The 12,593-nt window shown below is 50.8% G+C and carries 26 protein-coding genes; 11 read left to right on the forward strand and 15 right to left on the reverse strand.

Going from position 1 to position 12,593, the window contains the following annotated elements; translation table 11 throughout:
- The 14 genes from MO867_RS17880 to MO867_RS17945 all read right to left on the reverse strand — a co-directional run.
- The coding region (locus MO867_RS17880) for a hypothetical protein (protein WP_252471698.1) at window positions 1–350 on the reverse strand (350 nt) is incomplete at its 3' end.
- On the reverse strand, window positions 350–796 hold the full coding sequence (locus tag MO867_RS17885; protein ID WP_252471700.1) for a hypothetical protein: 447 nt from the start codon (window positions 794–796) through the stop codon (window positions 350–352). The genes MO867_RS17885 and MO867_RS17880, both read right to left, overlap by 1 nt.
- Complete coding sequence (locus MO867_RS17890) at window positions 783–1,040, reverse strand: hypothetical protein (protein WP_252471702.1); 258 nt, start codon at window positions 1,038–1,040, stop codon at window positions 783–785. Before MO867_RS17890 ends, MO867_RS17885 begins: the two co-directional genes overlap by 14 nt.
- The gene (locus MO867_RS17895; protein WP_252471704.1) at window positions 1,037–1,339 is read right to left on the reverse strand and encodes a hypothetical protein; all 303 of its coding nucleotides are present in this window, start codon (window positions 1,337–1,339) and stop codon (window positions 1,037–1,039) included. Before MO867_RS17895 ends, MO867_RS17890 begins: the two co-directional genes overlap by 4 nt.
- 63 nt (window positions 1,340–1,402) lie before the next feature.
- Window positions 1,403–1,738 carry a hypothetical protein gene (locus tag MO867_RS17900; protein WP_252471706.1) on the reverse strand — a complete coding sequence of 112 codons (336 nt, stop codon included), beginning with the start codon at window positions 1,736–1,738 and terminating at the stop codon, window positions 1,403–1,405.
- A gap of 30 nt (window positions 1,739–1,768) precedes the next feature.
- Window positions 1,769–1,954: a hypothetical protein gene (locus MO867_RS17905; protein ID WP_252471708.1), complete on the reverse strand. Its 186-nt coding sequence runs from the start codon at window positions 1,952–1,954 to the stop codon at window positions 1,769–1,771.
- Between the two features lie 367 nt (window positions 1,955–2,321).
- A complete protein-coding gene (locus tag MO867_RS17910; protein ID WP_252471710.1) occupies window positions 2,322–2,606 on the reverse strand; it encodes a hypothetical protein in 285 nt (94 codons plus the stop codon).
- 67 nt (window positions 2,607–2,673) lie between these two features.
- A complete protein-coding gene (locus tag MO867_RS17915) occupies window positions 2,674–3,501 on the reverse strand; it encodes a DUF2303 family protein (RefSeq protein WP_252471712.1) in 828 nt (275 codons plus the stop codon).
- Window positions 3,502–3,561: 60 nt separating this feature from the next.
- Window positions 3,562–3,915 (reverse strand): YfdP family phage-associated protein, encoded by a 354-nt coding sequence (locus MO867_RS17920; RefSeq protein WP_252471714.1) that lies wholly within the window; start codon window positions 3,913–3,915, stop codon window positions 3,562–3,564.
- 90 nt (window positions 3,916–4,005) lie between these two features.
- Window positions 4,006–4,293 (reverse strand): phage antirepressor KilAC domain-containing protein, encoded by a 288-nt coding sequence (locus MO867_RS17925; RefSeq protein ID WP_252471716.1) that lies wholly within the window; start codon window positions 4,291–4,293, stop codon window positions 4,006–4,008.
- A complete protein-coding gene (locus MO867_RS17930) occupies window positions 4,290–4,454 on the reverse strand; it encodes a hypothetical protein (RefSeq protein WP_252471718.1) in 165 nt (54 codons plus the stop codon). Before MO867_RS17930 ends, MO867_RS17925 begins: the two co-directional genes overlap by 4 nt.
- A 168-nt stretch (window positions 4,455–4,622) precedes the next feature.
- Window positions 4,623–4,925, reverse strand: a complete 303-nt coding sequence (locus tag MO867_RS17935) for a DUF7673 family protein (protein ID WP_252471720.1) — start codon at window positions 4,923–4,925, stop codon at window positions 4,623–4,625.
- Window positions 4,922–5,110 carry a hypothetical protein gene (locus tag MO867_RS17940; RefSeq protein WP_252471722.1) on the reverse strand — a complete coding sequence of 63 codons (189 nt, stop codon included), beginning with the start codon at window positions 5,108–5,110 and terminating at the stop codon, window positions 4,922–4,924. The genes MO867_RS17935 and MO867_RS17940 overlap by 4 nt, the downstream gene beginning before the upstream one ends.
- Complete coding sequence (locus MO867_RS17945) at window positions 5,107–5,439, reverse strand: response regulator transcription factor (RefSeq protein WP_252471724.1); 333 nt, start codon at window positions 5,437–5,439, stop codon at window positions 5,107–5,109. The genes MO867_RS17940 and MO867_RS17945 overlap by 4 nt, the downstream gene beginning before the upstream one ends.
- Window positions 5,440–5,539: 100 nt before the next feature.
- Between MO867_RS17945 and MO867_RS17950 the strand changes: the two genes are divergently transcribed.
- The gene (locus tag MO867_RS17950) at window positions 5,540–6,352 is read left to right on the forward strand and encodes a hypothetical protein (protein WP_252471726.1); all 813 of its coding nucleotides are present in this window, start codon (window positions 5,540–5,542) and stop codon (window positions 6,350–6,352) included.
- Window positions 6,353–6,399: 47 nt separating this feature from the next.
- Here MO867_RS17950 and MO867_RS17955 read toward each other — a convergent pair whose 3' ends face one another.
- The gene (locus MO867_RS17955) at window positions 6,400–7,266 is read right to left on the reverse strand and encodes a helix-turn-helix domain-containing protein (RefSeq protein WP_252471728.1); all 867 of its coding nucleotides are present in this window, start codon (window positions 7,264–7,266) and stop codon (window positions 6,400–6,402) included.
- Between the two features lie 107 nt (window positions 7,267–7,373).
- On the opposite strand from MO867_RS17955, the gene MO867_RS17960 reads away from it, so the two are divergent.
- The 10 genes from MO867_RS17960 to MO867_RS18005 all read left to right on the forward strand — a co-directional run bounded on the left by MO867_RS17960 (window position 7,374) and on the right by MO867_RS18005 (window position 12,521).
- Window positions 7,374–7,643: a YdaS family helix-turn-helix protein gene (locus MO867_RS17960; RefSeq protein ID WP_252471730.1), complete on the forward strand. Its 270-nt coding sequence runs from the start codon at window positions 7,374–7,376 to the stop codon at window positions 7,641–7,643.
- 136 nt (window positions 7,644–7,779) lie between these two features.
- Complete coding sequence (locus MO867_RS17965) at window positions 7,780–8,001, forward strand: hypothetical protein (RefSeq protein ID WP_252471732.1); 222 nt, start codon at window positions 7,780–7,782, stop codon at window positions 7,999–8,001.
- A 135-nt stretch (window positions 8,002–8,136) separates the two neighbouring features.
- Complete coding sequence (locus MO867_RS17970) at window positions 8,137–9,045, forward strand: helix-turn-helix domain-containing protein (RefSeq protein WP_252471734.1); 909 nt, start codon at window positions 8,137–8,139, stop codon at window positions 9,043–9,045.
- Window positions 8,996–9,361, forward strand: coding sequence for a hypothetical protein (locus MO867_RS17975; RefSeq protein ID WP_252471736.1), 366 nt, complete (start codon window positions 8,996–8,998; stop codon window positions 9,359–9,361). The genes MO867_RS17970 and MO867_RS17975 overlap by 50 nt, the downstream gene beginning before the upstream one ends.
- A gap of 136 nt (window positions 9,362–9,497) precedes the next feature.
- Window positions 9,498–9,743, forward strand: coding sequence for a hypothetical protein (locus tag MO867_RS17980; protein ID WP_252471738.1), 246 nt, complete (start codon window positions 9,498–9,500; stop codon window positions 9,741–9,743).
- A gap of 54 nt (window positions 9,744–9,797) precedes the next feature.
- The gene (locus MO867_RS17985) at window positions 9,798–10,463 is read left to right on the forward strand and encodes a hypothetical protein (RefSeq protein ID WP_252471740.1); all 666 of its coding nucleotides are present in this window, start codon (window positions 9,798–9,800) and stop codon (window positions 10,461–10,463) included.
- Window positions 10,464–10,662: 199 nt separating this feature from the next.
- Entirely contained in the window at window positions 10,663–11,058 is a 396-nt protein-coding gene (locus MO867_RS17990) for a DUF5675 family protein (protein WP_252471742.1), read from the forward strand.
- Complete coding sequence (locus tag MO867_RS17995; RefSeq protein ID WP_252471744.1) at window positions 11,058–11,552, forward strand: hypothetical protein; 495 nt, start codon at window positions 11,058–11,060, stop codon at window positions 11,550–11,552. Before MO867_RS17990 ends, MO867_RS17995 begins: the two co-directional genes overlap by 1 nt.
- On the forward strand, window positions 11,549–11,797 hold the full coding sequence (locus MO867_RS18000; RefSeq protein ID WP_252471747.1) for a hypothetical protein: 249 nt from the start codon (window positions 11,549–11,551) through the stop codon (window positions 11,795–11,797). Before MO867_RS17995 ends, MO867_RS18000 begins: the two co-directional genes overlap by 4 nt.
- Entirely contained in the window at window positions 11,787–12,521 is a 735-nt protein-coding gene (locus tag MO867_RS18005; RefSeq protein WP_252471749.1) for a hypothetical protein, read from the forward strand. Before MO867_RS18000 ends, MO867_RS18005 begins: the two co-directional genes overlap by 11 nt.
- Window positions 12,522–12,593: the final 72 nt, after the last annotated feature.

A 12,593-nucleotide genomic window follows, 5' to 3' on the forward strand; every position in this document is an offset into this window, starting at 1 on the left:
TCTGCCCTGTAGCAAACTTGTTCTTCTCGTTTGGTAATTCCCTGGCTTATCTCATCGATAAGATATTGATCTAAATAGCCACCTGGAATATGAAATGTTTCACGCCCCCATAGGCGGTCGCCGGGCTCACCATAAGGACATGGAATATCTACAAATCCAGTTTGCCAGGCGTTAGTAAGGATGCTCGACAGGTTGCGAGCAGGGGGCAAGCCGCCGATTTGCTTGATAGCCTCCCCATCGCTTGCGCCATTAAATGGCTGCGGTTTTATCAATCGGCGCGTCTGGGCTTTACGGCCATCCAGAATTGCCCGCACCATATCTCCATTAAATAAAATTGAAGTCTCTTTCATTATGCTGCCCTCCCTTTTTCCTGTTTACGATTCGGCAGAATCTCTGCCTGCCAACCATGGTCTTTGTAATGATTCGGGTTGGCTTTGTTTTTGATGGTGTCTAATTCCGGGCGTACTAATTCGGCTAGGTCATTAAGTCGCACGCCGTAGGCTTCGAACTCGGTTGAGTCTTTATAGAAATCGCCTTCTTGGGTTTTGCACTCAACAAATACCGTCACCATCCAGTGGTGTTGCCAGTTCAATATTTCATGCTGGTAATCAGCGCGGGCGATATTGCCTACTGCACCGCGTTGGCGGCGGTGGGTGATGGTCAAAACCGGATCGCCCTCGGTATCCAGGCCGGTGCTGCTGCGCGCGGTGAGGATCAGGCCGTTAAGCCAGCGGTTTACTCGGCGGGTGCGTTGGGCCTGTTTGCTCATGGGCTTGCGGGTTTTACGCTTGGGCACTGCTTTCTTCCTCTGGTGGGTGTCCTGCGCAGCGTCCAGTAGAGTCCATGTTGTTGCAGCCACTAAAGAAGCTGAGCCCCTTTTCTTGCTGTTTACGTAGAAGATGCCGTACCTCTTTTGGAGATAGTTCTCTCCCGGTTTCAGCATCCTGCAAAATCCCATCTAGCCACTTATCGGATCTCTTTAACGCGCCTTGGATATCAATGCATATATGGTGAGTTACTCCTGAAACAAAGTTTGTCATTGCTTTGCTTCCTTTATTGGGTCGCTGTTTTTCGTAATGAAGCGATGCGGATAGATTTCCCTGTCTATTTCCTCTTGGTGCTCCTCATAGATTTCACGCAACTCCAACCCTTCGCGTAGAAGTTTCAACGCTTGGTCTTTAACTTTCTGTGCCTCGGATTCACAGCCCTTAAAATGGATTTCTATCAAAACCCCCTCTAAGCGCCGGATACAGAACTCCAAATGCTCACAGTCAAGTTGCAGAGCAAGAAGACCGTAATCATCAATTTTTTCAAGCTTTGCCTTTTGTACTGGTGTCATTACATGTCTCTCCAATTTACCCGGCGGGCGTGTTGGGCTTGCTTGCTAACTGGCTTGCGGGGTTTACGCTTGGGCATTTTTTAGCTCCGCTAATGTTCGCGCATAGCTCAAAACACGAATGGTTCCTTTAATGCTGGTGCGGTAGGGGTTCTGCTCTTCAGGTCCCCAGTTGGCGGTTTCGTCGGCAACCCGTTGGTCCAGTAAATTCCAAGCGCTGTACCACTCGCTCTCGCCGAAATAATCCGGGGCCTCATAGACTCCCCAGACGTACGCCGATTTAAGGTGCCCGCAGTCCATTACGTAGTCGTACTCTTCGTAAAATTTGAAGGCAGACTCGCCCAAAGCGATTAACAGTGTGCGCGCTTTCTTGCAGAGTTTTTTGTATTGACGTGCTTTCAAAATATTTCCCTGGCTCTCGTTCAGTCGATATCAACGGCAAGGATTGACTCTTTCAAGCGCTACTCCGCCAGCTTTCCCTTCAATTTTTACAACTGCCGTGCCGTATACATCCCAAGCAATTGATCGAGTGTTTGTGTGTGTTTCCTTGCCAAAATCATCAACATAAATTACGGGGGTGCCGGGTGGGTATTGGTTGTTGAATTCGGTGGTGTTCATGGTTCGATGCTCTCACTATGTTTTTCTACCCACTTAGCCCGCACTGGGCGGGCTGAATAAGTTTCGGTTTGGTTGCATTAAGCATCACCGCAGAATTCCTCGGCCCCTCTGTAGCCGCTTCGCACAGCTGCATCCGCGTACGAGTAACCTTCTTCGATAAGGTCGCGCATTTCTTGATATTCATCTTTAATGCCTGGGTAGTGGCATTGGTCACACCATGCAGGGTATGGCTTTTCTTGAATTACATTTCCGCAGCGCTTGCATGAAGCAGTGGTGTCCATCTCAAGTACTCCCTTGCTTTATTTATCAGTTTCTCTACCTACTTAGCCCGCACTGGGCGGGCTGAGAAAGCTGGTTTTATTTGCGGCTAGGCGACTTGCGGTGCTTCGGTCGCTTTTGAATGAGGGCAATCTGTGGGTTTGTCCTCGGTGATTTTTTTATCTTTGATACGATAAATTTTTGCGGTGTCGGTTTTCTTGTCGAAGATTTGCGCCCAGTGTGTGAATGGGCCTGTTTGGGCAATGCGCTCTACCTCTTGGTAGGCTCCTTCTTCGGTTGCGTAGGAGCGCTTGAAATCTTTGATGCCTCCCATTAGCAAGTTATAAGCGCCGGTAAATAGTGCGAATCTTTTCATGGGGATATATTTTTTCATGGGGATATTGGTCCTGTATTTGGGCCCAGTACCTGCGGCCCGGCTATCGTTGTGTGTCAGCCTGTAATTACGCGGCGAACCCGCCTATGTAGGTTTTCATTTGGGACTGAACCAGCATTGAGCTGAGGTGCATCTGTAGTTCTCGTCCCATGGCCTCCTGTATTGCTTCTAGGCGCTTAATACGGGCGGTAAGGCGTGGGGCCTCTCCGCCAGTAAGGATGGATAAGCGCAGGTCAAAGCTACGGGCTTCCAGGCCGTTGTAGGGGGTACATTCAAATTTAAAACCTGCCGGTAGAACCTCTTCGCTACGGGCTTCGATATTTTCCAAGGCGCTGCGGCTAGATTTAAAGTCATCGACGGCGTGGTCCTCTTTGCGGGAGGATTCGATAGTGAGGCGGCGCACGGCGGCAATGGCTTTGCTGGTTGGGATCGCTTCACCATCGGCGGAATAACAGATTATATTTTCTGCATAATCCTCCATGAATTCCGCCATGCTTTTTTGCGTACACCGATCACCATTAAGCTGTAGTAGGGCTTTAAATTCAGCGGTTTTAATTAAGCGCAATTTTGCTGTGAAGTCGGCGTGACCGGGTTCTTGAGTGGTTCCCAAGTTGAAAATGGTTTTTGCGGTCATACTCTCCGGATCGACAAAACACTTGGAATTCTCATTGCCGAAATCCATACAGTATTTTTCAAAGTCTTCAAGGGAGGCAGTTTCCATCTCTCCGCGATAGCGTGTACGGCCCTGCAGATATTTTTCCAGGTTGATCATCTGGAAATCCACCGGAGCGGCCATTGCTGGAGTGGAAAGCTTGGCCCGGTCAATCACTGCAGCCAGTTCGGCAGTAGTTTGTGACTCCTTGATTTCCTTTACTGCACTTTGGTCCATGGTCATCGATAAATCCTTGTTTTCTTTTTGGGTTTGGTTGGTGGGTTTGGTTGTTATGGCTTTTTGTTAGCCGTTGGTTTGAAGCTTGGCCACGTTGCCGTTGCTCTCTTTATCGAACAGCGGTGGCTGTTTTACGGGATAGAAGCTGAGGGCGCCTTTGGTGCCGACGTACATCGGAGTAGAAGTGGCATCATCTTGGATGATAGAGCCGCGCATGGTCGGCTTTTTGAATTTCAAGGTGTGCTCAATCTGAACCTGATCACTGTTTTGGATTTTGGATAATTTCAGATTGATACTGACCTCACCCTTTTTCTCGTGATCGGTAACTGCGCCGGCAACCTCGCTGAGGATGTGGGCTAGTTTTTCTATAAATACTCCGCCGTCCAAATCGGCAAGTACCTGGGTTACGTTTGTGCTCATGGGATGCTCCAAGGTTTTTAAAATTGGGCTCCGTACCGGCAGCCCTAATGGTTACAGCTGACTGATGCGCCTGGGGCGCGGGTAAATTATTTAACTGGCCTGGGGTACAGTTTTATTTTCGATAAGGTCGCGCATCCAGACCATGCCGTTGGATGTCACTTTGGTGTTGATGTACGGCACTGCCACCACGCCGCGTTTGTATTCCGCATTTTCTGCTACGAGCAGGCCCTGCGTAGTGGCCCACTTTGTGGGGGAGTTGCGCATGGGTTCTTGGCTGTGTAATAAGCCGTTGTTCCGCATGAGTTTCATTAAGTTGTTCCGGCCCATGCCCAGTAGGCGAGCGGCTTGGGCGATGGTGAAGGTTTTTTCCTTTTTCACGCTGCCTCCTGTTTTTTTGTTTCTTGTTGAGGGGCTTGGGCGTAAATGGTTTGCGCGTGTTGAGTTACTGCACGGCGCAATTCATTTATTTGAAATTGTTGCAGCTTAACCGTGGTTAATAGCTCTTCGTACAGCTCTAAAATCCGGCTAAATTCACTCATGGCCTGAGCCCATTATTTTTTTGAACGTCCTTTCTCTGCCGATGGCGGATTCCCAGTATCGGCAGGGTTGGCAGCTCCAGCCGCGTAATTGCAAGTGCCCGTTAAATACTGGCTCTGCGGGTTTTCCGCAGTAGGGGCAGGGCATTTGCGGGAGCGGCTGGGCTGGGTTCATGCGGCTTCCTTCCTTTGAATTTCTAGGTGATTCCATTCGCGGTAGAGGGCGTGGAATTTTTTATCGCCGTTGGCAATCACGCTTTGCGGTTCTTTGCCGTGGTAACGCAGGTTCATCACATTGATGGCGTGTTGATAGTTATCGCCATCGAGTAGGGCGAGTTCTGCAACCGGGACCGCGAAATCACTGCTATTCCAGGCGGAAAGCAAAACCAATGCGGCAGCTTTGCTGGCACCGGAATAGCCGTTGGCGACTTTGAGCAGGGTTTCCACGCTGTGGGCGGGGTTGATCTGGTTCATGCGGCATCTCCTCCGAACGGGGGCCAATCATCGTGCGAGGGTCTTACAAGGGCAGGTTTTGGCTGCACTAACCGAACGCGGCGGCCTTGGTGATCGGCGATGGCGATTTGCCCGGTGCGGCGCTGGAGCCAGTCGATACTGCGCTGGGTCATTGCGGTTGGATGTACAAACACGGTGGCGCTCATGCGAGGTTCTCCCGGTTGCGGATTCGAAGGGTTTGAGAGTTGAGACGACGTTGGAATCGAGTGCGCAGCTGTTCCTGATCTGCAGAGATGCCGCCAATTACGGTGAGGATCAGGATGAATTGAATTAATCCGTGCTTTACCGCCTTGGCCACCGCGTCGGTGCTGTTACGGGCGTGTAGCTTGTAAAAGCACTCCGCCAGTAGGTTGGTGACGTTGGTCACTGAGCACCGCATCGCCTGGGCGGTCTCTCGGTTGGAGAGTCCCTGCGCCCGATGCGTCAGCGCTTCGGCCTGGCGTGGGGCCAGTGGTCGGTACTGCGTGGTGTGCATTTTGGCTGCCCTGTCCGTGGTTGACATTCAAATAATAAGTTTAATTATTTATTGAAGTCAATAACTATAGTTATATCTTCTTGTGCAAGTTGAGTTCGGAGTGGGTGTTGATATTCTGGAGGCGCGTTTATCCATGGATGACAGTGATTGCAGCCTTGGTGGTGTGGTCGGGGGGCGGCCTATTAGGTGTCAGGGGCTTGAGTGGGTAAGGCGCTCTGTACCAGTAATAATCAACAGGGAGCAAGTTATGGCCATGGTCAAATGCAAAGAGTGTGGTGAGTCCGTTAGCACCAAAGCAAAGATGTGTCCGGGTTGCGGAGCACCAGCGCCGAAAAAGGGGATTGGCATAATTGGGCTGCTGGCCGTAGGGTTTGTGGGTTATATCGCGTATCAGGCGGGTGGACCTCTTGCTGATTATGCAGAGCGAGTAGAGGTGGAGCGTTCTCAGGGCGGTTACTCTCAGTCGAAGGCCCAGATAGCACCTAAGCCGCCTGCTTGGTATTTTGGCGAGTTCAGTGATGAAATGACTGGGGAGGTTACTAAGGTGGCGCGACTACATTCGGTGAATACCACTCAGTTTGATTGGCCTTACAGTTTGCCGAAAGGTTCTACCTTGAGCCTCGTGATTCGCAAGACTGGTAAGTGGCAAGATGCTTATTTCAGCATTGATAAAGGGCAGATGCTTTGCAGCGCTTCAAAATGCGACTTCCGAATAAAGATCGGAGATAGTGAGGCGGAGCTTTGGCCTGGCATTCAGTCACCTACCTATGATTCTGACGTGATATTTATTGAGAATGATTACACTCTGCGCCAAGCGCTAAAGGCCGGAAGGCCGCTAAAAGTAGGGATAAAATTCCATAAGGCTGGAGAGCGGGTGTTTGAGTTTGAGACTGCTGGATACAAGCCTATTTAAATGCCTCATGCCTGATATAAGCCCGCCGATGAGCGGGCTTTTTTGTGTTAGCCGGGGCTGAAAGAGCCCAGGATCACACCGCAAATCGAAACATTCTTGCCGGTGATATCCATTGCAGGATAGCTGGGGTTGATTGGTCGAAGGAAGATTCGGCCCATATCTTCCGCATAGGTTTTGAATGTTGCTTCGCCGTCTAGCTTTGCGATTACTCGGCAGCCATTGGTGGCGGGTACTTCGGGGTCTACGTAGATAATGGTTCCCTCTGGGTAGGACTTATGGCCGGGGTAGGGGCTGGTCATGCTATCGCCTTTTACTTGTAGGGCGTAAGTGCGATCAGAGTGCTTAACCGGGCAGGGCATCCAGTTTTCTGCGTCACCTGGCTCGAATATATCTATAGGCTCGCAGAACGCACCCGCTTGAATCCAGCTAATCAGAGGCACCCGGCCCTGTATGCGGGGGCCTGGGCTAACGTTGCTGCCAAAGGTGCCTGCCTCTTGCGCTGTTGCGTCATAGTCCAATGATCCTAGGGGTAGCTCCAGTCCGGCTTCGATCTTCCTGGCAGTTCTGCTGTTGATTGAGCGGTTTTCTGTGAAAATGACATGAATATAGCTTTCCAGATCGGGAAGCTTTTCCTTTAGCCCCTCCATTCCATATTTATCAAATTGCAGCTCCAAATTTTTGCGGCGGATCTCTTTAATCGTGGGGTCGCGCATTACACCTTGACCAGTGGCGAGCCATACAGGGTTAACGTCGAGATAGAGGGCAATTTGAGTGATGTAACGAGTGCCGTAGGCTTTCCCTCGCTCCAGGTTCGAATATGCGGGCTGTGAAATACCCACCGCCTCTACGACCTGCTTTTGTGTTTTGCCTGCGGTTTTTCGGGCCGCTATGAGCCTGTCTTTCAGGTCGGTCACTTGCTTATTCCGTATGGTGGTGGGGGCAAATGTTATAAGCTCACTCATATAATTAATAATAATTATAGTTATTGACCGCTACATAATTACTATTATATTCTCCAGCCATGAACAAGCTAAATCAGGTCGAGCAGGCCGCCGAGAAACTAATTGAGCACTTTGGGGGGCAGCAGGCAACCGCCAATGCTCTTGGGGTCAGTCAGCCCGCCATTAGTAACTTACTAAATGGAAAACATGGTGCGTCAGCTGTACTAGCTCTGCGCGCGGAGCAGGTGGCAGCTGGGGTGGTTCGGGCTGTGGATCTTTGCCCGAGGTTGGCTGAGCTTTTTGAGGCTGCTGATCGGCAAGCCATGCCAGAAGTTCGGCAGGCAAGTTAAGACCGTGCGGATTCATTTCAGAAACCAGAATAACGATCATTTTCAACTCCCCATTTTATTGTCCTGCCATTCTGTGGTTTTTGAAGATCGGGATTAATTCATTGCGGTATATGGGGATTTATACAGGGAGAGAAAGATGGATAAGCAAGTCGAGAAGACCGTAGATTCTGAACAGGGTAAAGCGCTGGTAGCTGGAAGCTCAGCAGGGCTTCACCCAAAAAATCCTGACCCGAATATTGTTTTAACGAAGAAAGAAATATTCGATCAGGCCCTAGGGATCGCCTATCAGAATGGAGGGTGTGTTGATGATTGGGTCGGCTCCATCAAGAACGCGATTAGCTCGGTGAACGCTGATTAGCAGCCGGGTCTGTCCGACTTATTAATTCATTTAAGGGGTGGTCTGAATCGGAATAGGTTCGCCGTAAATATCGTAATTTAAAAATATTTAATGATTGGTTTTGCTGATTCTAGTGTTTCTGCTGGAGGGTTCATTGTGTCTGAAGAAAGAGCTTTTGAGGGGGTTTGGATTTCGGCCAGTTTATGGCTGGATAAATCCTTAACGATGCAAGAAAAGGTGATGTTGGTGGAGATCAAGAGTTTATCCGCTAACCCGGTGAGGGGCTGTTTCAAGTCTAACAAGGCGTTTGCTGAGTTCTTTGGGGTATCCACGTCGAGGGTGTCGCAAATCCTCACTTCGCTGGAGGAGAAGGGGTATATCAATCTTCGCCATAAGCGGGAAGGTAAACGGGTTGTTGAGCGGAACATTTTCCTGTCTGAAATGCACTCTAAAAACCAGCCTGACCTATTTAGGAAACCTAAAGGGGGGTATTTAGAAAACCTAAACAACCCCGTTAGGAATCCTAAAGGGGGGTATTTAGGTTTCCTAAAAGAGAGGAATACATTACTGAGTAATACAGTAGAGAATAATACTATTGGAACAAATCCGGAACTTCCGGAAGTTGATCCGATTGATTCCGAATTTGAACAGCTGTGGAAATCCTACCCAAAACGGGCTGGCGGTAATCCAAAGGGGGAGGCCCTGAAGGTGTATCGCAAGCAACGCAAATCTCATCCGCTGGAAGAATTTCAATCAGGACTGGAACGCTATCGCCGTTACTGCGAGCAATCGGGAAAAATCGGCACCGAATTTGTTATGCAGGCCAAGCGGTTCTTTGGTGCTGGGAAGCACTGGCGAGAGGAGTACAGCCGTCCAGCGAATAACCAACAGGGAGTGGGCAATGAAAACCGTAACTCAGGCGCTGGCAACCGGCTCCAGCAGCAGCAAAACCAAATCAATGCGGCCTTCGCTAGAGCCTCGGCACGAGAAGCTGCTCCTGGCCCTGTGGAAACGCATGGCGCAGCTGTATGGCCACAAGTGGACGTCCCAGTACGCGCTGTATGACTCTGAGCAGGGTGAGCGCAATGGGGCTTACGGTGAGGATTTTATGCTGTGGGCGCGTAAGACGCGCAGTTTGTCAGACAAGGATTGGGCTAGGGGGATGGAAACCCTTGAGCACCGCAATATCGAGGCGGCGCGCAATGGGGAAACCAGTTGGCCGCCGAATTATGCGGAGTTCCTTGGACTTTGCTTACCAGCTCCGGGAAGTGCGGCGCACAAAGAATTTGAACCTCTGGCCCTGCCTGACAAAGGCGTTCAGGAGCGGGCTCGTCAGTGCGGTGAGGGCGAGCTGGCAAAAATGCGGGGGTTGTTCCAGTGAGTGCAGAAGGCGCAGAGGAGGAGGTTTTGGTGGGGGAGTATATCCCCTGTGAGGAGCCTACCAGCGAGCCAACAACCTGGGCTGAGATGCTGGAAGATTTTAACTGGTAATTACTGATCATCATGGAGTGAGAATTATGACCGTTGTGACTCTCATCGAGGCGAAAGAGCGAATTATGACAACCGCTGCGAGTAGACCCTTAGCGGTGTTTCGCACGGATAACCCGCGCCAAGTGGATTTGGTGTTTGCCCATACGGTGGTTACTCAAAATAAAATTCGGCGGGTGCATGAGGATTATTTGGGGACTTTCCATCGGGATAATCTGCATGTGGCGAGAAAGGTTTTTCAGGAGTATTTCGATAGTTTTCAGGAAGCCGCGTGATGGGTCCGGGCGGGCCAGCTTGAGTTTACCGTTTGAGGTCTTGGGGGGAGTGATATGAGATTCGATACTGCGAGACAGGCTTGGCATGATGCGTTCGATGGGGCGGCAGCGGCGTTTGATTACGAGGCTATGGGCGGTAGAAGTACGGCCACTCTAAGCACGCGCCGGGGCCGGAAGGTGGTGATTCGTGGTGAGGTGCAGGGCAAGGCGGGTCAGGTCATCTGCCGAATTGATGCGCCACGAGTGAGTGGTACTGAGACGGTTGTGGGAAGGGGGAGCGGTAGCCGGGTTATGGATGCCTGCGAGAAGGGATTAATCCAAAGCGTGGTTGCCAGGCTGCGGGATAGTGATCCGCTGGCTTATTGCTGGGGCATGGCTGCCTATGCGCCACCGGCTTCACGATTTAAAGAGCGGGCGGCGCTGCTGAGTTACTTGATGTGTGAATTCGATCAGTGGGGCGAGCCGCACCCAAGAGAGAAGGTTAGCCAGCTGGCGTTATTTTGTATTGGTGCGTGTGCGTTGCGGGATGTGAATGGGCGATCAATCGATCTTGCCCGGGCGCGTAGTATTTTGGGGTGTGATAAGAAGCGGTGGGATGGGGAGTGGAAGAGTTTGTGGCAAAGATTGCGGCGCCGCTTGGACCCGCTTCCTGCTCGTGCTCTGGGCCCGATTTCTGAGGTTGTAGAAATTTATAAGGAAAATCTTTTGAAGGTGGGTTGACAGACTTTGTGCCAGGATGGTACTTTTTTTCTAGCTTGCGGTTTTTCCGCTTGCAACAGAAACCCGGCTCCCCCAGCCGGGTTTTTTCGTTTCAGATCTACCGTTTTTCATCCTCGTTAATGTTCTTGATGGCGCTCTTTTGGGCGCCTTTTTTTTGAATTCTATTTGCTCTGCAATGCAGGGCTGTGAGCGCTACCACATGAATTGCAATCTTGAACGATTCGCCTATGGGCCTGATGCCACATTGGGGCGGCTTAGAGTGCGCGACAGTGTGTTTTATACGGTGGAGCGCCCGTGGTTGGGTAATCGCCCGTTTGAGAGCTGCATTCCTGAGGGTGTTTATTCCTGCGCGGCGTATAGCTCGCCAAAATACCCGAACGTGTGGGAACTGGTTGATGTTCCTGGGCGTTCAAAAATATTAATCCATACCGCCAACTATGCCTCTGATGTTCGGGGCTGCATTGGTGTTGGAACGGCTCAAGCTCCTGGTGGTTGGTGGGTGTTGCAGTCGCGCAAGGCGATGCAGCAGCTGCGAGATATGTTGCCACCTGACTTTAATCTGACAATTACGCACTACGTGCCGGAGTATCCGTGATGAGTATTTGGTCTGGGGTAAAGAGTTTGTTTAGCAGTAACGCTAAACCCGTGGACGACATCCTCGATAAGGATAACGGGTTGCTGGTGCGCGCTGGTGGTTGGATTGATGGCCTGTCCTATACCGATCAGGAAGGCGCTGAAGATGCGAAAGAGCTAATTCGCCATGCGTCAGAAGCCCGTAAACAAATTATCGATACGGTGGTTGCACATGTTGGAAGCACCGCGAGTGAGAATACCCAGCGCAGCTTAACCCGGCGCTTTGCGGCCCTGGCAATTATTCGTATCGAGATGTTTTTAGTGATGGCCTCTGTGGTGGTGTGGCCGTGGGATGCTGGGTACGCGAAGTTTATTTGGTCTGTTGCTGGGTCGACGTTGATGTTTGGTGCTTTCGCGGCGGTGATTATTTTCTTCTTCGGTTCTTATGGGATCAGCCAGCACATCATGAAGCCATTAGCTGCGATAAAAGGTGCAGCAAAGAGGCCGGTTCAATGAGTCCAACTGATGCAGCAAATACGGCTATGGAGCGGCTGATGATATGGATTGCGGGAGTGGGTAGCGTGACAGCTCAGGTTGCCTCGGTGTTTGAGCAGTATGTAATTACCTACGGTGCCTTCACCACCGGCCTGCTCTCCATCGCAGTATTCGCCTATTACCGGCATCAGGATATTAAGTTGAAGCGTGAGCAGATGAAGCGGGGGGAGGGTGACCCTGTGAAGGAGAAGAGCGATGGACGTTAGTGTAAAGCTCGATACCTCAAAGTTTGATAAGGCATCTGCTGAATTAAAAAAGCAGCTGCCCTATGCCAGTTCCGTTGCTCTGAATAATGTGGCGTTTCGTATACGGGGAGAAGAGCGTGCAGCCATTGGGCGCATCTTTGCAAATCCAGCAAATCTGACACTGAACTCTGTACTGGTGAAGAAAGCCACTAAGCGCTCAGGCGTTGCGAAGATCTTTATTCGTGATCAGGCACCCAATGGCACAGCACCTAGTCAGTACTTGGCGCCCTCGGTGATTGATGAGAACCGGGCTGACAAACGCTTTGAGAGAGCGCTTCGGCATGCGGGCCTCTTACCTAGGGGGATGTATGTAGTGCATGGGAAGGAGGCCAAGTTAAATAAGCATGGCAACATTTCGGTTGGGATTTACAAAAGGATTTTGGCAGAGCTGCGTGCTAACTCCGGCGCTAAAAAGAGTGGAGCTGATGGTGTGCAGGGCACTAAGTCTAAATATTTTGTCGGAAAAGTTACCGGGAAGCGTAATAAGCAGTGGTATGGGGTGTGGAAGAGGGCTGGTGGTAAGCGTAACCCAACCGCTAAACCCATTCTTATTTTCCTTAAAGGCAGGCCGAACTACCGCCAGCGCTTTCCTTTTGTTGGGATTGCACAGGGTATTGCTCGGCGGCACCTGCCGATAGAGCTTGATAAGGCAATGGATCATGCAATCAAGACTTCAAAGCGTTGATGAGCGGGTCCTCCTGGGCGACCCAGCCCACGAGCAATTCGGGCCCGTGTTTTTAACAGCTATCTGAAATTT

The sequence above is a fragment of the Microbulbifer okhotskensis genome, assembly GCF_023895975.1.
GTDB lineage: Bacteria > Pseudomonadota > Gammaproteobacteria > Pseudomonadales > Cellvibrionaceae > Microbulbifer > Microbulbifer okhotskensis.